The sequence below is a fragment of the Christensenella hongkongensis genome, from assembly GCF_000981035.1.
GTDB lineage: Bacteria > Bacillota > Clostridia > Christensenellales > Christensenellaceae > Christensenella > Christensenella hongkongensis.
Map to the genome: position 1 here is coordinate 1 of NZ_LAYJ01000022.1, position 24,021 is coordinate 24,021.

The window sequence follows — 24,021 nt, forward strand, 5'->3', positions numbered from 1 at the left end:
GGGAGACGCAATGGTAGTGGTCTCCAAGGGAGGCAAAACGGCGGAGCTGCTGCCGCTGATCGACGTATGCAAAAAGAAGGGGGCAAAGCTCATTGGAGTGACGCAAAACCCGGATTCGCCGCTTGCAAAGCAGGCGGATGTATTTTTGAAGATGGATGTACACCACGAAAGCGACCGTTACGACATCATGGCAACGTCGAGCGTAATCGCGCTGGTGGCACTGTTCGACGCGCTGCAGGTGGCGATCATGGAGGAGACGGACTACAAACTGGAACAGTTTGCGCTTATCCATCCGGGCGGCGCCGTGGGCCAGAAGCTCAACCAGTAAATAATTCGCAACTTAAAACGGAGCCTCCCGGGCTCCGTTTTTTGGTTACAGTGTTCACGGATTATAATAATTTATCGTAAGTTTTGCATAGCCTGCTTTACGTTAAAGCGCCGTAATGTCATAAAGCAATGCGTTACAGATTGCCGCGGCAATATTGCTGCCACCCTTGCGCCCGCGTGCCACAATGCACGGAATGCCCGTTTCCATAAGCAGTTCCTTGGATTCCACAACGTTTACGAACCCAACCGGCACGCCGATCACGCCAACAGGGGAAAGCAGCCCTTCACTGTAAAGCTCGCTTAAACGGATGAGCGCGGTTGGCGCGTTGCCAATGGCAAAAATAAGCGGATTTTTGAGCGAGGCAGCTTTTTCCATGCTTACCGCAGCCCGCGTCACGCCGCGCGCCTTGGCCTCATCCGCCACGTCCCCGTCAGACATAAAGCAATGTACCTGCCCGCCAAATTTTCCGAGCGCCGCTTTGCTGATCCCGGCCTTTGCCATCTGCGTGTCGGTAACGATATCCACGCCGTTTTTGAGCGCGTCTTTTAAGGTTTCCACCACGCCGTCAGAAAAATACAGCGTCTGCGCATATTCAAAGTCAGCGGACGTGTGGATTGCGCGTTTGATAATCTTTTCGTACCGCGGGTCGAGCTTTTTATCGCCCAACAGTTCTGAGATGATCTCAAAGCTGCGTTTTTCAATATCCGCCGGTTTTACGATCTCGATATCCATATCCCATTCTCCTTTTGGTCATTTTTCCACGCCCGGCCTTGCGGGAATCCCTTTGTCGTAAGGATGCTTCACATTCCGGATGTCTGATACATAGTCTGCCAGTTCTATAAGCTGCGCGCCGGGATTGCGGCCAGTCATCACGACCTCGATGTGCTCCGGCCTGTTTTTCAGGAAATCCATGAGCAGCTTTTCATCCAGCATTCCCGTACTGAGCGCGCCCATGGCCTCGTCCAGAATCAGCATATCGCACTTGCCGTCCTCGCACAGCGCAATCGCCTCGCGCAAATGGTCGTTGTGGTTTTTGGTGACCTTCCGCCTTTGCGCCTCGTCAAACGAGTTGGAAAACCCGCGTACGTCCTTGCCGGAGATCACGGTAACGTTTGGAAACGTGCGCAGCGCTTTTACCTCGCTGCTGTCCCCGTCCTTTAAAAACTGCACGACGACGACGTTTGCGCCATAACCGGCGGCCCGCAGGGCCAGCCCCATGGCGGCGGTCGTCTTCCCCTTGCCGTCCCCGCAATAGATGTGCGTAAGTCCCATTTTATTCATTGCCGACGCCCTCCTCCAGAACCCGGTAGATATAGTCCATATCGAGCGCTTTTCTCATTTCATGCGCAAGGATATCGTACTGGCTGTTTTTATACTCTGCCAGGTCGAATGCCTGTACGTTGTCCGTACTAAGCCCTTTTGCACGGAGCAAAGCATCCACAACGGCCTTGCATACGTCTTCCTTATCAAAAATACCATGCAGGTACGTACCGTAAACATTTCCTTCGTTTACCACTGCGAGGTTGTTGGTGGTTTCGCCCATGTGGATTTCGTATGCGTCGTATTCCCTGCCGGAAAGCCCGCTGAAAATGCCGCCTACCTTTGGCAGCAGGCCGGTTGCACGCGTCCGCGTCTTTTGCTTTGCGAAAACGGTTTCGCCCGAAAGCAGGCCCATGCCTGCCATTTTTCCGCCGTGCTCTACGCCATATGGATCGGCAAGGCTCACGCCAAGCATCTGGTATCCGCCGCACACGCCAAGTACTGGAAACCCCTCCGCCGCATATTTCAGCAGGGAGGCCTCCAATCCGGATTCCCGGAGCCAAACGAGGTCCGCCATTGTATTTTTGGTACCGGGCAGTATCACAAAATCCGGCCTGCCAAGTTCTCCCACGCTGCCTACATAGCGTACGTCCACGCCGTCCATATATTCAAGCGGGTTAAAATCCGTAAAATTTGAAATCCTGGGAAAACGGATCACCGCGATATCGATGAGCGCATTTTGTGGTTTGCGTTCAAATCGATCGGTAAGGCTGTCTTCGTCGTCTACATCGATGTGCAGGTAAGGGATCACTCCCGCGACAGGAACCCTTACAATCTGCTCGAGCTGCCGCAGCCCGGGCTCCAAAATAGATGGATCACCACGGAATTTATTGATCACAGTACCCTTTACAAGCTTCTTTTCATCTTCTTCCAGCAGCAGCATCGTACCCGCGAGCGCCGCAAACACGCCGCCGCGGTCAATGTCGCCTACAATCAGCACAGGAGCCTTTGCAAGCTTTGCCATACCCATATTTACAATGTCCTGGGATTTTAAATTGATCTCGGCAGGGCTGCCCGCGCCTTCGATCACAATGATGTCGTACTCCTGCGAAAGGCTGTCATAGGCGCGCATAATGTCCGGGATCAGCTCCGTCTTATGGGCAAAATACTCCCGCGCCCCCATATTCCCGCGTACCTCGCCGTTCACAATCACCTGAGAACCCTCGTCGCTGGTGGGTTTGAGCAAAACAGGATTCATGCGGACGTCGGGCGGGACGCCCGCGGCCTCTGCCTGCATCACCTGCGCCCGGCCCATTTCAAGCCCGTCCTGCGTGATATAGGAATTAAGCGCCATATTTTGGGATTTAAAGGGAGCGACCGTATAACCATCCTGCTTAAATATTCTGCACAGTCCGGCGCACAACAGGCTTTTGCCGGCGTTTGAGGTGGTTCCCTGTATCATAATTGCCTTTGCCATCAGGTCTCCTTTGTTTCCGGCGAAATTTTTTTGAGGCAGTCGATCAGGTATTCGTTTTCCTTCATGGTCCGCACTGCAATCCGGTAATAATGCTCGTCAAGCCCGCGGAAATTCCTGCATGGACGGATCAGGATACCAAAATCCAGCAATTTTTTATCGAGCTTCGTATCGTCGGAATAAAAGAGGATGTAATTTACCCCCGACTCAAACGGATGATAACCAAGCGCCCGCAGCTCCCGCATGAGATACGCCCTGTTGCCGGACACGAGCTGCCTGGTAAGCTTCACGTGCTTTTTGGCAGAGAGCGCGGCAATCCCGCATTTTGCGGCGACGGTGGAAACATTCCACGGCTGGCCGATCCGGCGCACCATGCGGATAATCTCCTCATTCCTGCACAAAAGATACCCAAGGCGTATGCCCGCCATTGCGTATACCTTGGTAAACGCTTTGAGGATAATGAGATTGTTGAATTCATTCAAAAATTCGGTGGCGCCGTAATCATTCTGGCGTTCCAGGAAGCCGATAAAGCATTCGTCCACCACCAAAACCGTACCGTTTTTAAGACAACGTTCCGCCAGGTCGCGTATCAGGTCCTTTTCCACAGGCACGCCAGTCGGATTGTTGGGATTACACAAAAAAAGCATACCAAGTCCGCGCGGAATTACGTCTAAAATATCATCCGTAAGCTCAAAGCCATTTTCTGCGGACAGGTCGTAATGCGATACGCTGCATGGGATCGTTGAAAGCGCCGCCTCGTATTCGGAAAAGGTAGGAGATACGATCATCGCGCTTTTTGGATGAATTCCCTGCACGATTCTGTAAATAAGGTCTGCCGCGCCATTCCCGCAAAAAATATACGGGGCGGGTATGTGCTCGGCCCTTGCAATCGAAGCCCGCAGCTCCCTGCACAGGGGATCCGGGTAATGCTGGTACGCGGCGATATTTTCCGTGATCGCTTTTTCGACCTCCTGCGGCATGCCCGCCGGATTGATGCTCGCGGAAAAATCTACTACATTGTCAGAATATTTCATTTTGCGCGGGGTATAGATATCCCCGCCGTGGTTTGTTTCGTTTCGTTGTTTTGCATCCATAATACTGTTACCATCCCTTTATAAAAACATGACAAGCGCAAAGCGCGCTGCTGCAAACAAAAGCAGGGCCATAAGCGCAGTCACGTACATAAGCCGGCTCATGCGCTTAATATCCTGCGGCACCACTGCCTGCAGCGGATCGCCGATCGTTTGCTTTCTGACCAGCTTTCCAAAATAATATGCGTCGCCCGCAAGCTGTATCCGCAGCGCTCCCGCGGCGACGGCCTCGGTCTTTGCGCTGTTGGGGCTTGCGTGGTTATGCCTGTCCCGCCGGAAAATACGCAGCGCATTTTTCGCGTCCAGCCGTGAAAAAAAGCTTGCCGCTATCATAATCCATGCGGAAAGGATTGCCGGTATAAAGTTTACCACATCATCGAGCCTTGCGGCAAATTTTCCAAATAAAAGATAGTTCTCGTTTTTGTAGCCGATCATGGAATCGAGCGTATTGACGGCCTTGTACAAAAATCCGAGGGGCGCGCCGCCGATCATCATAAAAAGCATAGGGGCGATTACGCCGTCCGAGGTGTTTTCCGCAATGGTCTCTACGGTCGCCTTGGTAATCTGCTGCCCGTTGAGGTTTTGCGTATCCCGTCCGACGATCCACGACAGGTATTTGCGCGAGTTTGCAAGGTCGCCCTTCTCCAGGTAATGATATACCCTCATACTTTCCGCGCGCAGGCATTTGGTTGCGAAAATCTGGTAGCAAAAGAATGCTTCTACTGCAAGCCGGACATAAACGTTCCATAAAGACAGCAAATAAAGTATCAAAAACGGAACGAGAAAGGAAACTGCTACCACAAAAACCGTGAGCAGTACGCCGCCTGCGAATTCCTTTTTTGGTAGCCATTTTCGAAGCAGCTTTTCCCCGCCGGAAATCAGCCTGCCAATCAGGCGCACCGGATGGGGAAACCAGGCCGGATCGCCCAGCAGGAGGTCGAGCGCGAAGCCAATGACAATGGCAATCAGTATTTCCAATCGTTTGGCCTCCTTCCCACCGTCATGCGAGTCCTCCTACGGCAGCCACAATGAGTACCAAAAGCTCTGTGATGCACAAAGAGTAACCGGCAAGATCGCCTGTCAATCCGCCAAATTTGCTGTAACAGATGCGCCGGAACAGCAGCAACCATAAAAATGCAGCTGCAACGGCAATACATCCGGTCATTGGATCAATCAAAATCATACCTGCCGACGCGGCAAGGATATACAGCAGGCTTGTGGCCTTTACCACAGTTTTATCCGCCTGCCCGCAGAATGCGTGCGCAAGCCCGGTGTCCCGCGCAAGGCGGAAGGAAACCACCGCCAGCGCGCTGTACCCGCGTGAGAGGACATACCCAAGGCACAGCAGCAGGATGAGCTGTGGATGGTCGAAAAATTGCATTCCAAAGCCAAAGCACAGCAGCAGGTAAGAAACGCAGATTATTACGCCAAACGCGCCGACATGGGAATCCTTGAGAATTTCAAGCTTACGTTCTGCCGGCTGGTGCGAGGATAGCGCGTCGCTTGTGTCGATAAGCCCGTCAAGATGGATGCCCCCGGAAAGCAGTACGGGCAGCAGTGCAAGCACGACCGCCGCAAGCGCTGTATTCAGGCTGAAAAAACCGCAGATCCACACCCACAAATAAACGAATGCGCTAACGACGATTCCCACAAAAGGAAAGAAGCACATGGCATATTTCATGGTATGCTGGTTCCATTCAAGCTGCGGCATCGGAAAAACCGAGTACATGGAAAGTGCGGTTACAAGCCCGCTCAATACTGATTTCAAAGCGCCGTTCCTTTCTTTATTGATAAAAATGTATGCGATACCGTTCGCGGCAATTCATGTGTTTGCGTTTCGTTTCACGCCGCATCAGACCATTGCATTTACCGGGCAGCCGCAAAACAGATTGCGACTCAGGGATGCGCGTACATTGTAACGGGGGAAACAAAGGCGCGCTCTGCATCCGCCTTTCCGGACAGGGGGGAAATCCAGCCAAAGTGCAACGGCTCCTGAAGCCCTTCGCTGCAATCTGTCCTGTGTCTGCCGGAAGCAGAGTGGTATGCCCGGCAACGTACAACCACTGCATAGAGCGTACTATGCGAGTGGCAGGTCAATGACGCGTAAGATTTTGCGGATACTTGCCGGCAGGCACATAAGATGCCGCACCGAGGAGCTTCAGAAGCCGTGACTACGTTGTATCGCTTATGCTTCAACAGGCGGATGCAGCGCGCCGTACTACGTTTTGATTTTTGAACTGTACGGCGCGTCTCCGAAGGACTGCGTCTTATGCGTCTGCCTTCGGATTCTTCGAACGGTATCGCATATAATCCCAAAAAACAAAGTTATTCCAGCGGTTTATACTGCTCGATGCTGGTCTGGGAAAACGTGCACATTTCACGGTATACGCAGAGCGCCATATCAAGTAGCCCCATTGCAGCAATCGCACCCGTACCCTCGCCAAGGCACATCTCGCAGCTGATGAGCGGTTTCTGCCTGAGCGCGGAAAGAAGCAGCGCACCGGCAGGCTCCTTGGAAACATGCGACGCAAGCATATAGTCCGCGCTGAGCGGCGCGAGACGCTGCGCCACAAGCGCCGCCACAGAGGAAATCACCCCATCGATCATAACAGGCACTTTATGGACGGCGCCGCCCAGAAACAATCCGGCGATCCCGGCGATATCGAGTCCGCCAACCTTGGAAAGAACATCGAGCGGATCTTCGGGATCGGGACGATTTACCTCAATCGCTTTTTTGATAGCGCAAACCTTGCGGTTAAGCCCGTCGCTGCTGAGTCCCGCGCCATGCCCCGTCACTTCTTCTACAGGTTGCTGCAATAGTACGGAAATCATGGCGGAGCTTGTGGTTGTATTGCCAATCCCCATCTCGCCGGTGGCAATGAGCCGGTACCCCTGCTTTTTCAGGCAGCCTGCAAGATCGATCCCCACTTCAATCGCGCGGATTGCCTGTTCCCTTGCCATAGCGGAACAGAGCGTCATATCGTTTGTGCCATACATGATTTTACGTCTGAGAACGCCGGGCGTGTCGATATCGCGGTAAACGCCAATATCTACGGGGATTACGTCCGCATGGGCGTGGCGCGCCATGGCGCACGCGCTCGTCCGGCCCTTTGCAAAGTTTTCGGTGACGATTGCTGTGATCTCGCAGTCGCTTTGCGCGACTCCGCGGCATACAACCCCATTGTCGGCACACATCACGGCAACGCAGCGTTTCTCAATCGTAACGTCGGCCGTTCCGGTTATTCCGGCAATCCGGCAGACCGCCTGTTCCAGCAGGCCAAGGCTGTTGAGGGGTTTTGCAATGCTGTCCCACCGCCGCTGCGCTTCTTGCACACAGGTTTCGTCGGCAGGCGATATTTCCCGGAGGGCCTCCTGTAGTGTCATCGCTGTTCCTTTCCATATTCCCTGCACCGCATAAGGAACCGTTGCAGCAGTTCAGGCTTATCTGCAAAGTGAAGGTGCGGATAGCCTGCAAATAAATGATTGGACGCATGAATGCAATCCCATTCCCTGCCGCGCTTGTGTGCCGTCATATTACAGCCGTTGTTTGTACTGTCCGAATAATGGAACTCGTGCGCGGGGATTTTCCCGCCTGCCTTGCACAGCAGGTTGTCATTCCGAGCCGAGAGCGTGAGGTACCCAAACCGGGAAAGCTTTTTCGTCATGCTGCATTCTCCGGGAAGCGCGCCTGCCATTTCATAGGCGTTGCCCGCACGATCCGTCATGCGTTCCAAAAGATACATGAACCCGCCGCATTCCGCAATCACAGGCATTTTTCCTTGCACGGCCTCTTTGATGCTGCTGAGCATCGGTGTATTTTCCGATAACTCCCTTGCGTATTCCTCAGGATAGCCGCCCCACAGGATGAGCCCGCTTGCGCCTTTTGGCACACGGCTGTCTGTAAGCGGGGAAAAATACAAAAGCTCGGCGCCCAGCCGTTCCAGTAAATCGAGATTATCCTGGTAAAAAAAGCAAAACGCCTTGTCCCTTGCGACTGCAACGCGCACAGGCTCCTGCCTTGCAAGATTGTTCCACTTGTCCTCATAGCTGAGCGGCGGCGCATTTTTTCCAAGCGATAAAATACCGTCAAGGTCAATACATTCCTCCGCGGCATGGGCGAGCAGGTCGAGTTTTTCCTGCAGGAGGGAGACCTCGTCCGCCGTTACAAGCCCCAAATGCCTGCTTTCAAACGCGGCCTGCGGAATATCGGGAAAATAACCGTAGGCGCGGAGTCCCAGCGTATCGTTTACCAAACGCCGATAGACAGGATACATACCCGCCGTGCATCCGTTAAAAATGACACCCTGTAAATTGTTTTGCCGAAAATCACGGTAGCCCTGCAGCATTGCGGCAAGTGAAAGGCCCATACCCTTCACATTTACAATCAAAAGCTCGGGCGTTTGCGTTGCCAGCGCAAGATGGTTTGACGAATAGCTGTCGCTTTCAAAGCCAAGCCCATCATACATGCCCATAACGCCTTCGATCACTGAAAAATCCGTGTCGGCAGAGTTTTTCGCAAGCAGGAACCGTACGGTTTCCTCTCCGCTCAAAAACAGATCGAGGTTTGACGAACAGGCGCCGATGATCCTGCTGTGAAACATGGGATCAATGTAATCCGGCCCGCATTTAAAGCTCGACAGGGAAAGCCCGCGCGCCATGAGCGCCCTTAGGATACCGCAGGTAACCGTCGTTTTTCCCGCGCCGCTGCCCGTACCCACGAGCATCACGCGGGGTATTGCTTTATCCATTGCGCGCGCCTCCAATGAGCCAGACGGGGTTTTGCGCCTTCATCAGGTGGTAGCTTCCGAGCGGCTCCGCCTGCGATACGTTTACGCACATAGCGTCCGCCGCTATGCCGCGCTCGCTAAAACAACGAAGGGCCTCGGCCTGCGTTTCAAGCGTTACGGCGGTCGCGAGGATTTTTGCGTCCGGGTTCTTTTCAAGCGCCGCGTCAATGATGCTACCAAGGTTGCCGCTGCTGCCGCCGATAAAAACCTTATCCGGGGCGGGAAGCCCTTTCAGGCATTCCGGCGCAGCTCCGTGGATTGCTTTCACGTTATATGCGCCCAGCTTTTGCCTGTTTTCATGGATAAGGGATATCCCGTCTTCATTTTGTTCCACTGCGTAAACAAAGCTTTCACAGGCAAACCGCGCCATGGCGCACGCTACGCTGCCGGTGCCCGCGCCGATGTCATACACCACATCCGTGGGCGTTATGCCAAGGCGGGCAACGCACAGGCTGCGAACCGCCTCTTTGGTCATGGGCACCTTGCCGCGCACAAAATCAGCATCCCGCAGGAAGCTGCACGCACGGACAGAAGCGGGATTTTCCACCAGCATCACCGCAAGGTCTGTAAAGTGTTCATTGGAAAGTTCCTGTGCGGTTCCCCGAACAATCCGTTCCGTTTCGTCCGACAGGTTCTCGCCCACGCATACGGATACATAGCCCAGCCCGCACGATATAAGCTCACAGATCACATCATGGGCCTTCTGATGCCCGCCCGTCAGGACAAATACGCGCGGGTGGTAACACACTGAGGGAAGGGCGGAAACGTCCCTGCCGTGGACGCTCACGGTTTTGATATCGTCGTAAGGAACCCTGAGCTTCGCGCAAAAATACTGCAGGCTGCTCAGCCCGTTTTGAAACGAAAGCACGCAGCCGCGTTGCTCTGTAAGCAATGAGGATATACTGTAAAAGCCTACGTCTCCTGATGCAAGGATGGTGATATCCACATTCTCCGGCTGGGCCTGCACAGCATGCGCAAGCCCGGAAAGCGTCATACGCACCGTGTTTTGGTTGAGGAAACCGAGCTTTTCAAACAGCCGTCCTGTCGCAAACACAATATCGCTGCGTTTGATATGGAGTTTTGCCTGTATGGTCAGCAGCTCCGGATTTCCCGGGCCCGCCCCGACCACAGTCACCTTTTTCATATGGTTATCCCGTAATGCGGTCCGCAAGCACCTGGGCGATGCGCGGATCCTCGCCGAGCGTCTGTCCAAGGGTAATCGTCACGCCCTTATGTTCCTTTAAAAATTCATCGATTTCCTGCGGGATGTCTTCGCGGATATGAATGCCGCTGAACAGGAAATAGGGAACGACCTTGATATTCGTCACGCCTTTTTCTATCAGCTTATTAAGACCGCCCGAGATGTTGGGCCTGCCAAACTCCATAAAAGCGGTCTCCACCGGAATTTCGACGTCCTTTGTCGCCATTTTGACGATTGCATGGAAGGTGTCTTCCGTTTTCTTTTCACGGCTCCCATGAGCCAGAATCAGCGCTCCGTTCATTTTGTTTCCTCCTTTGGATAAAAAGCCTTTACGGCTTCAATCGTATGGTCAATATCCTCCTGCGTATGCGCGGCGGATAAAAACATTGCTTCAAACTGTGACGGCGCGATATAAATACCGTTCCTTAACATATGGTTGAAATAATCCGCATATTTTTTAACGTCGCTTTTTTTGGCGCCCTCATAATCCGTAACTTCTCCCGTGGTAAAGAAAGCGCACAGCAGGGAGCCAATCTGGTTGACGGTACAGCCTGTATTCATACGGATGCCGTCCGCAAGCCGCCCGGCAAGCGCGGCAGTATTCGCATAAACGCAGGGGTTCTCCTTTAGCTGGGTGAGCGCGCAAAGGCCCGCCGCCATCGCGACAGGATTTCCGGAAAGCGTACCCGCCTGATAAACCGCGCCAACCGGAGCGACGCATTCCATGATTTCCCGCCTGCCGCCATACGCGCCAACGGGCATACCCCCGCCGATGATTTTTCCATAGGTTGCAAGGTCTGCGTCCACGCCAAAATACTCCATCGCTCCGCCTAAAGCCAGCCGGAAACCTGTAATTACCTCGTCAAAGATGAGCAAAGCGCCGTTTGTATCGCATAACCTGCGCAGCCCCGGCAAAAAGCCCTCTTTTGGAGGAACCACTCCCATGTTGGCCCCAACAGGCTCCACGATTACCGCTGCAATATCGCCTTTGTTTTTTTCAAACAACCGCGCCACAGAATCAAGATCGTTGTACTCCGCAAGCAGCGTGTCCTTTGCCGCTCCCTCCGTCACGCCCGCGCTGTCCGGATTGCCTCCGGTAAGCGCGCCGGAGCCTGCTTTCACAAGCAGGCAGTCCGAGTGGCCGTGGTAACAACCGGAAAATTTTACGATCTTTCCCCGCCCGGTGTATCCGCGCGCGAGGCGGATCGCGCTCATGACGGCCTCCGTGCCGCTGCTCGTCATGCGAACCATCTCAAGCGGCTTCACAAGGCTTACGATCAGCTCTGCCATTTCCACCTCGAGCGCTGTCGCCGCGCCAAAGCTCAGGCCGTTCGCAGCCGTGCGGCATACCGCGTCAAGGATTGCCTCGTTGCCGTGCCCGAGTATCATCGGCCCCCACGAACCAACGTAGTCAAGATAGATATTCCCGTCTTCATCCGTGATATACGCGCCTTTTGCGCTGCGGATAAAACGGGGCGCTCCGCCCACTGCGGCAAATGCGCGCACGGGGCTGTTGACGCCCCCGGGCATCACTTTTTTTGCTCGCTCAAAAAGCGCTTCCGATTTTGTCATATCAGCCGATGTCTCCTTTTTTGATTGCCTGCGCAAGCTCGTTCGCGTAATAAGTGATCAGGATATCCGCGCCTGCACGGAACATAGATACCGCGCTTTCGCACATCACGCCGTATTCATCGATCAGGCCTGCTTTGGCGGCAGCCTTGATCATTGCATATTCGCCGCTGACGCTGTAGGTAGCCACCGGAAGGTTGGTGTTTTCCGCAACCAGCCTCACCACGTCAAGATAGGAGAGGGCGGGCTTTACCATCAGGATATCCGCGCCCTCGCATTCGTCCGTCATGGCTTCCTTAAGCCCTTCCTTTACGTTGTGGTAATCCATCTGGTAGCTTTTGCGGTCGCCAAAGCTGGGGGCGCTGCCTGCCGCGTCGCGGAACGGGCCGTAAAACGAAGAAGCGTATTTTGCCGCATAGGACATAATCGGCACGTTCTCAAAGCCGTTTTCATCGAGCGCACACCGCATCGCGTCTACGCGTCCGTCCATCATGTCTGACGGGGCCACCATATCCGCGCCCGCCAGCGCGTGCGAAACGGCGATCCGTTCAAGATAGGGCAGGGTTTTATCGTTATCCACAGTCTGTCCGTTCAAAATGCCGCAGTGGCCGTGCGAGGTGTACTCGCACATACATACGTCCGTTACCAGGTAAACCTCGTCCTGGAAGCGGCTCCTGATTTCGCGCAGCGCCCGCTGCACGATGCCGTCGTATGCAAAGGCCTGTGAGCCGTGTTCGTCTTTATGGTCCGGCAGCCCAAACAACAGGAATTTATCCACTCCCGCCTCAAGGCTGCGTTCCACACCCTCGCAGATGCGGTCGGCGCTATAGTGGTACTGTCCGTCAAGCGAGGGTATTTCAGACTTGATATTGCTGCCATCCTTCGCAAAAAGCGGTAAAATGAGGGAGGAAGCGGAAAGCCTCGTTTCCCGGCAAAGCCCCCTGATTTGCTTATTAGCGCGCAGCCTGCGCGGTCTTTCTATCATAACCGTTCTCCTTTTCTGGTTTGGTATTGTATACGTTTTTGGAGTCTGCTCCTGGCACTGTCTTCCTCGCACCACATAGCGCACCTTCGGTGTTTCGCGAAAGAAGCTGCGCTTCTCTCGCGGGCTCTTATTGCATAGGGATGTTCCAATGCCAGCGTCAGGTCAGACCGTTGCATGAAAACGCCTTTGCGCACGCAGTAAGCAGGCTTTGAATACAACGGTCTGACCTGACGTGAAATAATGCAATAACGTATTCCTTACCGATCGCCCTGTTTCGTTTCGTTCGTATCCAAAATCAACTCCACCATGGAATCTATCGTCGCCTCTTTTGACACGCGGACATCCAGCCCGAAACGCCGCGCAGCCTGCGCGGTTTTTTCGCCAATACAAACGGCGGGGATGCCATGAAAGCCTTCCGGTTTATCCACAGAACGCGCAAAGCCTTCCACACAGCTTGCGCTTGTAAAAGTGATCAGGTCAAAATCCGCGGGGTTTGCGTCTACAGGCTCGTAACGCGTTTCATATACGCTTACCTCGTCAAAGGCCACGCCGCCCTGCGTGAGGATATCCGTAAGCTCAGGAGCGGATTCCCGCGCGCGCAGAAGCAAAAGCCTGTCGCTTTTGGTGATAAATCCCTCGTCCAGCATCTCTTTTGCAAGCGCCTGTCCGCTGTATACGGAGGGGATAAAATCCGGCTTCAGTCCAAAACGCAGCAGCGCCTTTCCGGTTTCCCTGCCAATCACAGCGATCTGTTTTCCGCCCAAAGCCCGCGCGTCGCGGCTGTCAAACAGCCTTTCAAAGTAAGCATCCACGCCCGCCGCGCTTGTGAACACAAGCGCCCGGTAGGGCGTAAGGTCCGGCATCGAAAAGGGCAGGGGCATCGTTTTGATCGCAGCAAGGGCGGTTACGTCCGCGCCAAGCGCACGAAGCCTTGACGCAAGCTTTGCGGAAGACATTTTCGGCCTGGTCACAAGGATGCGCTTTCCTTTTAACGGAAGGTTTGAAAACCAGTCGAACTGCCTTGATAAAGAACACACCCGCCCGACAATTATGAGGGAGGGAGATGTAACGGCATTTTCCCTTACAGTATCCGCTATACCGTCCAGCGTGCAAAGAAATTTGCGCTGGCAGGGACGCGTTCCGTTTTCTACGATTGCGCAGTCCATATCAGGAGCCATACCGCCTGCGATCAGGCCTGCCGCAATCTCTGCTGCGCTCGCTACGGACATCATGAAAATAAGCGTACCGGAAAGCCGGACGAGTGCCGGGTAATCGAGCTCCAGCGCGCCGTCTTTTTGTTTGTGTCCGGTGATCAAATGCACGGAAGAGCAGTAATCGCGGTGCGTTACCGGAATCCCCGCATAGGTTGCCGCAGCAATCGCCGATGTTATACCGGGTACGACCTCAAACGCGATTCCCTCCCGGACAAGTGCTTCAAGCTCCTCCCCGCCGCGTCCGAATACAAAGCTGTCACCGCCCTTCAGGCGCACTACAGTTTTTCCCTGCTTTGCCTCGTCTACCAAAATCTGGTTGATTTCGTGCTGCGGCACAGGATGGTTGCCTGCATTTTTTCCTGCATTAATGCGTTTTGCATCCTGCGCGACAAGCTCCAGAACCTCCGCGCTGACCAGCCTGTCGTACACTACGACCTGCGCGCCCGCAATTAATTCCCTTGCGCGCAGCGTCAAAAGGCCTGCGTCCCCGGGGCCGGCGCCCACCAGATATACTGTTCCGCTCATTTTATTTCTCCAATCATCCGAAGCGCAAGGCTTTTTCCAAGCGCTTCGCCATTCTGTTTATTTCCTGATGTTTTTTGAATATCGACTATTCCGTTGCCGTCCGCATAAAGCCCGGTGAGTGTCATACAATCTCCCTCTATCACTGCGTACGCCGCGACGGGAGAGCTGCAACCGCCGTCAAGCGCGCGTACAAAACTGCGTTCCGCCCTTGCGGCCAGCATTGCCTGCGGATCGTGGAACCCGTCAAGAATATGCGTGTCAAAATCTGCACGCGCCTGCACCGCGAGAATTCCCTGGCAGGCTGCCGGAAGCATTTCCCATGGCTCAAAAATCCGGCTGATGCGATGCTCGAGGCCGAGGCGTTTGAGCCCGGCGCATGCAAGCACCAGCGCCGAATACTCACCGGAATCAAGCTTTTGGAGCCGCGTTTGCACATTGCCCCGCACCGGCAAAACGGCATGGCCCGGAAAAAGGCGTTTTAGCTGTAGCGTGCGGCGAGCGCTCGCACAGCCGATCGGTTTTGCAGGATCGGGCGCATCCGTTCCCTGCGGAAGAATCAGCGCATCGCGCGGATCTTCGCGCGGGGAAGCCGCCACAACAGGCAGGCGCTCGTCCGTCTCCATAGGCATGTCCTTAAAGCTGTGCACGGTCATATCAACCTTTCCATCGAGCAACGCCCGGTCGAGCTCCTTCACAAAAAGGCCTTTCCCTCCGATCTGGTCAAGCGTCCGGTCCAGTATCATATCGCCGGTTGTTTTCATGGTAATAAGCTGTGTCTGTACGCCGGGGTTGTTCCGGCGGATTGCCCGCATTACGATTTCGGCCTGAAGCACAGCCAGCTTGCTTTCCCGGCTACCAATCTTAATCATGAAGCGCCTCCCTGATTTTTTTTGCTGTTTGCGCGACGGCATGGTGGTCGTCTCCGCTGCCAACAGCTCCGATCACGGCCTGCGGCGTTGTAATCACAGCAGGAAAAAAGAATGTGCATTCCTCCCTGCTGTCGGCAACGCTCACCGGAATACCGCGCCTTTTGGCCTCGATGCCAATCCTGCGGTTCACCTCGCGCTTGTCTGTCGCCGCCACCGCCAAAAATACGCCCTCAAGATCGCCTTCTTCAAACGCGCGGGGAATGCAGCATATTGCTTCGCCCTGTGGCAGGGTTTGCGGGATGTGCGGCGCGACGATCCTGATACGGCAGTCAAACCGCAACAACGTTTTCAGCCTACGCTGCGCAATCCTGCCCGCGCCCGCAACCAGCACGGTTTTCCCTGAAATATCAGTAAATATCGGAAAATGTGTCTTTTTCCCGCCCTTTTCCAGAAGCGGAAAAACAGAAGAAAGGCGTTCCACAATTTCTTCGCAGGAAAAACCATGGTCGCTGCCCGGCCGGTCGATCAGTATCACCTGTGCGCCCGCCTGCCTTGCCGCCTCCAGCTTCTCATCAAAGCCGCCCGCATCGCCGGAATTTTTGGTCAGCAGGTAATCGCAGCCATATTGCCTGAGCATTTCCACATTAAGCCCGCACGAAAACGGGCCCTGCATACAGATCAGGTTTTTGCCGGAAAAACCCAGTGAAAACGCTTTGTCTACCGCCTCAGGGGTTGATAATATCCGCGCGAATATACGGGACGAAAAATCAGGGAGCTCTGTGAGCGCGCCAAGCTCCTTGCTGCCAATGGTGGACAGCACACTTCCGCCGTGCGATTTCAGGTATTCCACCACAGCCTGTATATTTTCGCATAAAATCACGTCGGAGCATTCTCCCGAGGGACGCAGCAGCCGCAGATATTCCACGCCCGCAAGCGCGCAGGCGCGGCTGATATTACTGGTTGCCTGCGCTGCATAGGGATGCGTGGCGTCGATTACAAGCGCATAGCCGTTCTTTTGGATGAGCGCCAGCATTTGCTCCCCGTCGCACCTGCCGCAAAGGACATGGCCGCCATGATCTCCAAGCAGCTCTTTACCATACCCGGTTGCGACGGAAACATCCACGTCCGCGCCCGCCCGGGTAAGCGCCTCAAATAATGTCCGGCCTTCCGTCGTGCCTGCAAAAATCAGGATTTTATCTGTGCTTTTCATAATTCCCTGTAGCCCCTCGGCGTTACGAGCCGGTTGTTGATCACTTTTGTCTGGCTGTTGCCAATCATTACGGTTGTGAACATATCCACCTCGCGGTCTTTAAGCTGTCCAAGCGTACAGAGCTCTGTTTCCTGTCCCTGCCTGCCGATGTTACGCACATATCCGCAGTTTGTGGACGGGGACTGGTACAGCAGGATTTTTTCACACGCTTTTTTCAGGTAATCCCTGCGTTTCCTGCTGGAAGGGTTATAGAGGCAAATCACAAAATCCGCATCTGCCGCGCACATAAGGCGTTTTTCTATTTTTTCCCATGGAGTGAGCAGGTCGCTGAGGCTTATGATGGCAAAATCATGGATCAGCGGCGCGCCAAGCGCCGCAGCAGCGCTGCACGCAGCCGTAATGCCCGGAACGACTTCAACCGCAAGATCCGGGTAGGGCTGCGCAACCTCAAGCATTACGCCCGCCATACCATAAACGCCTGCATCGCCGCTGCACACAAGGGAAACCGTCTCGCCGGCAAGCGCATGGGAAAGCGCGATTTTGCAGCGGTCAACCTCTTTGGTCATGGAGGTGCTTTGCGTTTTTTTGCCGCGCACAATCTCCTTTATAAGCTCGATGTAAAGGTCGTAGCCCACGATTACACTGCTTTCCAGCAATGCCTGTTTTGCCTGGGCGGTCATATATTCTTCGTTCCCGGGGCCAATGCCAACCACGTAAATTTTACCCAATATTCTTCTCCTGTCCGCAGGCGCGGTTGAATTTATATTCCGTCCACTTCCTGAAATCCTGGTAATATTTTTCTGAAATTCCCTCGATTTCCATAAGCTGCTTTTGATGGCTCTCGCGGAGCACCTCGCTGCACAGGGAATCGATATCCACAATCTGCGCGCATTGCGAAACTGCGGGATCAATATCACGCGGCACGGCGAGATCCAAAAACAGCCCGGGGATTTTGCCGCACATACAAAGGCGGTCATGCTCGATGGTATAGTGCGGGCTGGAGGTGGCGCTTACCACCGCGTCAAACGCGTGAAGGCGGTCGTAGCGCTCGGAATAATCAAACGCACATACGCCCTGCGGGATATCCACCATGCCGTGATGATATTGCCTGCGCGTCATGCTGACAGAAAACCCGTTTTGGCAAAGCGTTTGCGCGGTAAGCCTGCCGACGATCCCATTGCCGATCACAAGGATATTTTTGCAGCCCGCTTCCTTCAGGAAGGAGAGGGCGCGCAGCGCAACCGAGCGTTCCTCGCCTGAAAACCTGACCTGCGTTTTGATTTTTTTGGCGGCGCTGATCGCGTTGCGGAACAGCACCTCGAGGATGCTGTCTGTCGCGCCTGCCTCCCGCGCCCGCACGAGGGAGCCTTTGACCTGCGATATAATCTGGTCTTCTCCCCAAATTTGGGATTTTGCGCCGCATGAAAGCTTGCACAGGTGCGTAAATACGCTGTCGCCCGTACGGAGCCGGTGAAGGCCGCGGTATGCTTCAAAATCCATACCCAGCGCGTCGCACAAAAGTGCGAACGGATTGCAGTCGAAGCCGTCCGCGCACGACAGGTAAAGCTCTGTGCGGTTGCATGTCGATACGATGACCGCGCCAAGAATTTGAGTGTTTTGGGCAAGCGCGCCGTATACGTCCGACTCATGCGATGCAGTCAGCGAAAATTTCTCGCGTACCGGTATGCCTGCAAGGGAATAATCGATTCCCGCCATCCTGATATTCAAAATTCACATCTCCAATATTTTTTTGCGAGCGCGGCGGTTACGCCGCCGCCCGCCTGTTTTCTGACAAAAAGTTCCCCGCCTGAGGCCGCGACCGCCGCCCGTTCGCATACGTTATCCACGCCCACAGTCTTCCGTACAAAATCGGACGGCGTAAAATCTCCGGACACCGAAGCGAGCTCCTGTGCGGAAAACGTTACAAGCGGTAATCCGTATTTTTCACAGAAGTCGCGAATGCACCGCTCGTCCTTTTTCAGGTCAATCGTTGCGAGCTTCTCCACAGAGCACAGGGAAACCCTCGCCTGCCTTGCCGCCTGCAACACAAAAGCTTCAAATGCGCCGCTTTGCGTATCCCTGCGGCACCCTACGCCCAGCGTCACGATTTTGGGAACGACTGTAAGCGTGCGCTGAAACGGTTTTTTGTGTTCGTCAAGCGTAACGCAAAAGCCTGTTTCAAGGGATATGTCTGCCAAAACACCCATGGGAAGTGTGCCGCAAATCCCAAAATCGCTCTGCACGCCTGCGTTTTGCCCTGCAAGCAACGCGGCGGAAACCGCTTTGATGTGCTGCGTATCCGGAATTGCGCAGCCGTTTTGCGTTGCCCATACATCCACAGCAAATACGCCGTTTACATCTGTCGCCGTCGTGATGACCGGCGTAGCGTGCAGCAGGGTTGCCAGCCTTATTGCGAGTGCGTTTGCACCGCCGATATGCCCGGACAGTACCGGAATGACAAACCGGCCCTTTTCATCGATCACCAGCACCGCAGGATCGGTGTCCTTTGCTTTTGCCAGCGGGGCGATCATTCGCACGGCAATCCCTGCCGCGCCGATAAAGACAATCGCGTCGCACCCTGCAAAGCAGCGGCGGGTAAACTCCTTTGCGCTTTCGCGCTCCTTCTCAAACAAGATAAAATCAATATCGCCAGCCTGTAAAAGCGTTTGGGCCGTGCAGGCTCCATTTTGCGTAAAAAAGAGCACGCCCGCCTTCATTTTGAAGCCTCCCGGAAGAGGTGGGTAAAGGAGGGATCGTATAATTTAGACCGCGAATATTCGTCGCCCAAAAATCCGCCGACAAAAATCAGCGCCATCTTATGGATACCGTTTTCCCGCGCTGCGCGGGCAATATCCTGTACAGTGGTCAGCACCACCTTTTGGTCCGGCCACGAGGCCTTGTAAACGATAGCGGCAGGGGAATCCGCCGCATATCCGCCTTTTATCAGGCGGTCCTTAAGCTCGTCCAGCATTGTAGTGGACAAAAAAACCACCATGGTCGCGCCGTGTGCCGCAAGCCTGGAAATTTCTTCCGCCTCAGGAACGGGCGTACGGCCCTCCATACGCGTTAAAATGACGGTCTGGCTTACATCCGGGAGCGTAAGCTCGGCGCGCAGCGCCGCCGCCGCTCCAATAAACGAGCTCACGCCCGGCACAACCTCGTAGGGGAGCCCGTGCCTGTCAAGCAGGTCCATCTGCTCACGGATTGCTCCGTAAATACACGGATCGCCCGTGTGCAGGCGAACGATTTCCTTTTGCTCTTCGCTTGCGCGCAGCATGACGGATATTACGTCCTCCAGCGTCATAGACGCGCTGTCATAGACCGTGCAGCCCTCTTTCGTGTAAGAGAGAAGCGCGGGATTAACAAGCGAGCCGGCATAGATCACAACATCGGCGCTGCCAAGCTTTTCCTTACCGCGCACTGTTATGAGGTCGGGCGCGCCCGGCCCTGCGCCGACAAAATAGATCATATCGTTTTCTCCTTTGCGATAATTACGCTAAAATAGCTTGCGTCCCCGCCAAGCGTATCCAGCCCATAATGGATTTTCTCGTTTTCCATACCGCAGCATTCCACGGCGCTCACGTCTTTATCCTGCGTTTCAAGGAACTCCTTGAGTTCACCGACACTTTTGCCGGATTTCATCAGCACCTGTGTACCGGGCAGCAAAAGGGCCTGCTCCATATTCCTGTAAGAGGCGGGAATCACATGCAGGGGCTGCCTGCCCTCGCACAGCGCAATATCAAGCCGCGCCGCCGCCGCGCAAAACGACGGAACGCCAGCAATCATGCCCGTACGGTAGCCCGCTTCCTTCAAAATGCGGTGGATGTACATTGCGGTAGAATAAATGGACGGATCCCCAAGCGTCAAAAAGCCGACGTCCTTTCCGCCGTCAAGGTGTCTGCCAAGCGCTCCGGCCGCTTCCTCGTGATAACGCCGCAGCTCTTTGCCGCCGCGGATCATGGGCATATCGCAAAAGACGATTTCCTTTCCATCCAGGTAATCCTTTGCGATTTCGAACGCGACGTTTTGCTTGCCGCCGCTTTGGGGCAGCGCGATCACATCGCAGGCCTTTATCGTTTCAACCGCTTCGAGCGTCATCAGCTTTGGATTTCCGGGGCCTACGCCAATGCTGTAAAAAGTTCCTTTTTTCATTGTGAGGGAGATTCCTTTCCAGCCAGTTTTTTTGCGAGCTCCCGCGCGCCGGGCGTTTCGCACAATACTGTGTGATCATTCAAAAATACGATGACCTCAGTTTTCAGAAGGGCCTTCGTACGGTAATCGATGTGCAGGCAGATTTTTTGCAGGATGCGGCCCGCCACCTCCTGCAAAAGTCCTGCCTCCTGCAAAATAGCCGCCGCAGCGTCCGTTGTTTTGCACTCCAGTATGCGCCGCACGGTTTCGCTTGGCGCGCCCGCCGCCGCACTGTGCGCCGCAAAAACCTCCATACGTCCGTCCGCGACGGATGAATGCGTATTCATAACGCCCGCAGCGATTTTAACCAGCTTTCCGGCATGGCCCACAAGCAGTGCCTCGGAAAAACCGGAAAAAACGAGGTAATCGAGCGTTTCACCTATAAAATTAGAAAATTGCACGCCGTGCTCCAGCGTTAGCCCAAGCTCTTTGCTGCAAAAATCGCTCCCGTAGTTACCGGGCGTGATCAGGATGCGGGCCGGGTTTTTCGTCTTTGCCTGATCGATCAGCAGCTGCACCGTATCAATCAACGCCTTTTCGCTCATAGGCTCCACGATGCCGGTGGTGCCAAGGATCGAAATCCCATCCGTAATCCCCAGCCGGGGGTTATAAGTGTGCTGTGCGATCTGCCTGCCGTTTACTGCGCCAATCACGATATCTACGCCCCCTGCACATTCGTATTGCTGCAAAATGCGCCGGGCATTTTCTTTGATCATCCGCCGCGGCACAGGATTGATCGCGGCTTCCCCTACAGGGCATTTGAGCCCCTGCGCGGTTACTGTGCCAACGCCCTCGCCGCCGAAAATCCGCACCTCGCCATGCTCCGCGCCAAAGGAAACGGTAGCCGTGATTTCGATGCCGTCCGTAACGTCGGGATCGTCGCCCGCGTCTTTCCGTACCGCCGCAGTAACGCTGCCTTCCTTAATCATATAAGAAAGCGGTTCAAAGCCTGCCGTTATCCCGCCTGGCAGCGTAATTTTTACAAATTCTGTACGCTCGCCTGTCAGCAGGGTTTGCAGCGCCGCTGCGGCTGCGGCGGCCGCGCAGCTGCCGGTGGTAAATCCGCACCGCAATTTTTTGCCGTTTTTTATGACGCTGTCCGCCATCAGTAGCCTCCCGTGCCGCATGTGCGGCGGTATAAAAAAGTTCCAACACAGGCTGCGTTGGAACGAATCATCCGTATCAATATCCAGACAGGATATGCACATGGTGACATTCTCCGTGTCCTCGCAGAAAAATGTATCTGAAACATAAAGAGGTCCTCTGGCTTCCGGACGTTCGTCCGCTTCACAGTAACGGGCTTGCGTGGGATTCTCACCCATCTTCCCCTCCGGACCGTAAAACAGTCCTTCCAATAATGATATCCGATTGGCAGTTTACTGTCAATGGAGCCTGTAATCGAAGGTTGCCGGCCTTTTATGGGCAGCTTCGTTCAGTTGTCCTCCCTGTTTGAAAAGTCAGCGCTTTCCAATGAAGAATGTTCCTTATCGCCGCCATTTTGGGCCTTGCCGTTTTGCTTTGCCTGCTTCTTCCATTTATGTTTTTGCCTGAGCGCCTGTATCAAATCAATCAACATCTGGTTTGCGATTATGCCCATTCTGGATACCTCCACATTGTGACGCTCTTATTATACCACAGCATAGTTGCAAAGGATACGATAGATACTACCACACAAAGGACAGGGATTCTTGTATTATGCTACGATTTTTTGTATTGTGCCGTACTCAGGCCTGCGCTTTTGGTCGCGATAAAATCAATCCCTGTGTCCAGCACGTTTTGAAGGACAATATCCCCACGCCTGACGGGGGCATGCAATACGACGTCATTGAGCGCCGCCGAGGCGCGCAGCATCATTGCCTTGGGAATCGGCGCGCTTGTTTTCACAGGCAGCCGGGGGAGCTGTGCGCCCTTGATCTTAACAGTGGAGGTTACCATACGCATGGGATTTTTGAGCTCGTCCGCTACATAAAGCGTTCCGCGCGCACAGCCGGCGCCCTTCATATTTCCGTCGCCGTCCACAAAAATCCTGCAGCCCTTTGGGCATACGATACAGGTAAATTCTTTCATTCCATGTCTCCTCCCTGTAAAAATACTTCAATCTCTTTTCCCGTAAGCAGCTTTTTGGGAATTCTGATTTTTTCCATCTCGCCCGGCACGGCGTAATCCCTGCGAAAGCGTGCGATCTGTTTGCCCTCGCTTCTGACGATGATTTCGATGTTTGCATAAACGTCGTTCACACGGAAGAAAAGCTCCAGAAATCCGTCGATGCGTTCCATGCGCGCGCGCTGGGGAAGGATGTAGTTGAGCCCACGCCCCGCAAAAATATCAAAGTATGGGGAAGCCGGCTCCGGGCAGGAGGCAAACCTTGCCGCTGCCGCTCCCGCACGGATGCTTTCCATTGTCACAAAGTCCACGAGGTCGTGCACCTGCGCTACGTTACCGCATGCAAAAATACCGGGAACGCTCGTTTCCATGTTCTCATAGACGACAGGCCCTTTGGTACGCATATCGATTTCGATTCCCGCGTCCTTTGAAAGCTCGTTTTCAGGGATCAGCCCCACAGACAGCAGGATCGTGTCGCACTCGATTTTCTTTTCCGTACCGGGGATGGGCCTGTGGTCCTTATCTACGCGCGCAATCACAGCGCTTTTGACGCGGTGCTTTCCCCGGATTTCCACAATCGTGCTGGAAAGATAAAGAGGAATGTCAAAATCGTCCAGACATTGTACGATATTACGCCTTAGTCCTGCGGAATAGGGCATCAATTCCACGCACGCCACGACCTGTGCTCCTTCCAGTGTCATCCGCCGCGCCATGATGAGGCCGATGTCGCCTGAACCAAGCACCAGAACCTTTTTGCCAACCATACAGCCTTCCATATTCACATAACGCTGCGCCGTGCCCGCGGTAAAAATGCCCGCAGGACGTGTTCCGGGAATACCAAGAGCGCCCCGCGGACGCTCGCGGCAGCCCATCGCCAGCACAACCGCGCCAGCATCGATCTCAATTACGCCGTTATCTGCGCTCAGCGCAGTAATATGCCTGTCCGGGGAAAGGGAGAGCACCATGGTGCCAAGCATCAGCTCTGCATCCGTTTCTGCCAAAAGGTCGGAAAATCGCTCCGCATATTCCGGACCGGTCAGCTCTTCCTTAAAATAGTGAAGGCCAAAGCCATTGTGGATACATTGGTTCAGGATACCGCCCGGCTCAAAATCGCGTTCAAGCAATACGACCTTTTCCGCTCCCTGCTTTTTTGCCTCGATCGCCGCGGCAAGCCCCGCAGGTCCCGCGCCGATGATGGCAACGTCATATTTCAT

The 24,021-nt window shown here is 54.5% G+C and carries 25 protein-coding genes; 1 reads left to right on the forward strand and 24 read right to left on the reverse strand.

All coding sequences use genetic code 11. The annotated features are described in order from the left end of the window. Positions 1-328: SIS domain-containing protein (locus CHK_RS00510; RefSeq protein ID WP_046441945.1), on the forward strand; the 328-nt coding region annotated here is incomplete at its 5' end. Positions 329-430: 102 nt separating this feature from the next. On the opposite strand, the gene CHK_RS00515 is transcribed toward CHK_RS00510, so the two are convergent. The 24 genes from CHK_RS00515 to CHK_RS00625 all read right to left on the reverse strand — a co-directional run bounded on the left by CHK_RS00515 (position 431) and on the right by CHK_RS00625 (position 24,021). After that, positions 431-1,060 carry a precorrin-8X methylmutase gene (locus CHK_RS00515; RefSeq protein WP_046441946.1) on the reverse strand — a complete coding sequence of 210 codons (630 nt, stop codon included), beginning with the start codon at positions 1,058-1,060 and terminating at the stop codon, positions 431-433. Between the two features lie 18 nt (positions 1,061-1,078). Then, entirely contained in the window at positions 1,079-1,609 is a 531-nt protein-coding gene (locus CHK_RS00520; protein ID WP_046441948.1) for a cob(I)yrinic acid a,c-diamide adenosyltransferase, read from the reverse strand. Beyond that, positions 1,602-3,065 carry a cobyric acid synthase gene (locus CHK_RS00525; RefSeq protein WP_046441950.1) on the reverse strand — a complete coding sequence of 488 codons (1,464 nt, stop codon included), beginning with the start codon at positions 3,063-3,065 and terminating at the stop codon, positions 1,602-1,604. Before CHK_RS00525 ends, CHK_RS00520 begins: the two co-directional genes overlap by 8 nt. Further along, on the reverse strand, positions 3,065-4,156 hold the full coding sequence (locus CHK_RS00530; RefSeq protein WP_046441952.1) for a pyridoxal phosphate-dependent aminotransferase: 1,092 nt from the start codon (positions 4,154-4,156) through the stop codon (positions 3,065-3,067). Before CHK_RS00530 ends, CHK_RS00525 begins: the two co-directional genes overlap by 1 nt. 18 nt (positions 4,157-4,174) lie before the next feature. Then, positions 4,175-5,131: an adenosylcobinamide-phosphate synthase CbiB gene (gene cbiB, locus CHK_RS00535; protein ID WP_046441953.1), complete on the reverse strand. Its 957-nt coding sequence runs from the start codon at positions 5,129-5,131 to the stop codon at positions 4,175-4,177. A 22-nt stretch (positions 5,132-5,153) separates the two neighbouring features. Then, positions 5,154-5,921, reverse strand: a complete 768-nt coding sequence (gene cobS, locus CHK_RS00540) for an adenosylcobinamide-GDP ribazoletransferase (RefSeq protein WP_046441955.1) — start codon at positions 5,919-5,921, stop codon at positions 5,154-5,156. Positions 5,922-6,478: 557 nt separating this feature from the next. Further along, positions 6,479-7,537 (reverse strand): nicotinate-nucleotide--dimethylbenzimidazole phosphoribosyltransferase, encoded by a 1,059-nt coding sequence (cobT, locus tag CHK_RS00545; RefSeq protein ID WP_046441957.1) that lies wholly within the window; start codon positions 7,535-7,537, stop codon positions 6,479-6,481. Beyond that, entirely contained in the window at positions 7,534-8,901 is a 1,368-nt protein-coding gene (locus CHK_RS00550) for a cobyrinate a,c-diamide synthase (RefSeq protein ID WP_046441959.1), read from the reverse strand. Before CHK_RS00550 ends, cobT begins: the two co-directional genes overlap by 4 nt. Continuing rightward, a complete protein-coding gene (gene cbiE / locus CHK_RS00555) occupies positions 8,894-10,084 on the reverse strand; it encodes a precorrin-6y C5,15-methyltransferase (decarboxylating) subunit CbiE (RefSeq protein ID WP_046441960.1) in 1,191 nt (396 codons plus the stop codon). Before cbiE ends, CHK_RS00550 begins: the two co-directional genes overlap by 8 nt. Positions 10,085-10,088: 4 nt before the next feature. Next, positions 10,089-10,442: a sirohydrochlorin chelatase gene (locus CHK_RS00560; protein WP_046441962.1), complete on the reverse strand. Its 354-nt coding sequence runs from the start codon at positions 10,440-10,442 to the stop codon at positions 10,089-10,091. Beyond that, entirely contained in the window at positions 10,439-11,713 is a 1,275-nt protein-coding gene (gene hemL / locus CHK_RS00565) for a glutamate-1-semialdehyde 2,1-aminomutase (protein WP_046441963.1), read from the reverse strand. The genes CHK_RS00560 and hemL overlap by 4 nt, the downstream gene beginning before the upstream one ends. A 1-nt stretch (position 11,714) precedes the next feature. Then, a complete protein-coding gene (gene hemB, locus CHK_RS00570) occupies positions 11,715-12,695 on the reverse strand; it encodes a porphobilinogen synthase (RefSeq protein WP_046441964.1) in 981 nt (326 codons plus the stop codon). A 257-nt stretch (positions 12,696-12,952) separates the two neighbouring features. Continuing rightward, positions 12,953-14,434, reverse strand: a complete 1,482-nt coding sequence (gene cobA / locus CHK_RS00575; RefSeq protein WP_046441965.1) for a uroporphyrinogen-III C-methyltransferase — start codon at positions 14,432-14,434, stop codon at positions 12,953-12,955. After that, positions 14,431-15,303 (reverse strand): hydroxymethylbilane synthase, encoded by an 873-nt coding sequence (gene hemC / locus CHK_RS00580; RefSeq protein ID WP_046441967.1) that lies wholly within the window; start codon positions 15,301-15,303, stop codon positions 14,431-14,433. Before hemC ends, cobA begins: the two co-directional genes overlap by 4 nt. Then, on the reverse strand, positions 15,296-16,513 hold the full coding sequence (cobK, locus tag CHK_RS00585) for a precorrin-6A reductase (protein WP_046441968.1): 1,218 nt from the start codon (positions 16,511-16,513) through the stop codon (positions 15,296-15,298). The genes hemC and cobK overlap by 8 nt, the downstream gene beginning before the upstream one ends. After that, positions 16,510-17,241 carry a precorrin-3B C(17)-methyltransferase gene (gene cobJ, locus CHK_RS00590; RefSeq protein ID WP_046441970.1) on the reverse strand — a complete coding sequence of 244 codons (732 nt, stop codon included), beginning with the start codon at positions 17,239-17,241 and terminating at the stop codon, positions 16,510-16,512. The genes cobK and cobJ overlap by 4 nt, the downstream gene beginning before the upstream one ends. Next, positions 17,234-18,241 carry a glutamyl-tRNA reductase gene (locus CHK_RS00595; RefSeq protein WP_046441972.1) on the reverse strand — a complete coding sequence of 336 codons (1,008 nt, stop codon included), beginning with the start codon at positions 18,239-18,241 and terminating at the stop codon, positions 17,234-17,236. Before CHK_RS00595 ends, cobJ begins: the two co-directional genes overlap by 8 nt. Continuing rightward, the gene (locus CHK_RS00600) at positions 18,238-19,230 is read right to left on the reverse strand and encodes a cobalt-precorrin 5A hydrolase (protein WP_046441973.1); all 993 of its coding nucleotides are present in this window, start codon (positions 19,228-19,230) and stop codon (positions 18,238-18,240) included. Before CHK_RS00600 ends, CHK_RS00595 begins: the two co-directional genes overlap by 4 nt. Beyond that, on the reverse strand, positions 19,227-19,982 hold the full coding sequence (cobM, locus tag CHK_RS00605; protein WP_046441974.1) for a precorrin-4 C(11)-methyltransferase: 756 nt from the start codon (positions 19,980-19,982) through the stop codon (positions 19,227-19,229). The genes CHK_RS00600 and cobM overlap by 4 nt, the downstream gene beginning before the upstream one ends. Next, positions 19,979-20,665 (reverse strand): precorrin-2 C(20)-methyltransferase, encoded by a 687-nt coding sequence (gene cobI, locus CHK_RS00610; protein WP_046441975.1) that lies wholly within the window; start codon positions 20,663-20,665, stop codon positions 19,979-19,981. Before cobI ends, cobM begins: the two co-directional genes overlap by 4 nt. Further along, complete coding sequence (gene cbiD / locus CHK_RS00615) at positions 20,662-22,026, reverse strand: cobalt-precorrin-5B (C(1))-methyltransferase CbiD (protein WP_456236885.1); 1,365 nt, start codon at positions 22,024-22,026, stop codon at positions 20,662-20,664. The genes cobI and cbiD overlap by 4 nt, the downstream gene beginning before the upstream one ends. A gap of 110 nt (positions 22,027-22,136) precedes the next feature. Next, a complete protein-coding gene (locus tag CHK_RS16440; protein WP_160295558.1) occupies positions 22,137-22,301 on the reverse strand; it encodes a hypothetical protein in 165 nt (54 codons plus the stop codon). 101 nt (positions 22,302-22,402) lie between these two features. Then, positions 22,403-22,771 carry a DUF1667 domain-containing protein gene (locus tag CHK_RS00620; protein WP_046441978.1) on the reverse strand — a complete coding sequence of 123 codons (369 nt, stop codon included), beginning with the start codon at positions 22,769-22,771 and terminating at the stop codon, positions 22,403-22,405. Then, on the reverse strand, positions 22,768-24,021 hold the full coding sequence (locus CHK_RS00625; protein ID WP_046441980.1) for an NAD(P)/FAD-dependent oxidoreductase: 1,254 nt from the start codon (positions 24,019-24,021) through the stop codon (positions 22,768-22,770). The genes CHK_RS00620 and CHK_RS00625 overlap by 4 nt, the downstream gene beginning before the upstream one ends.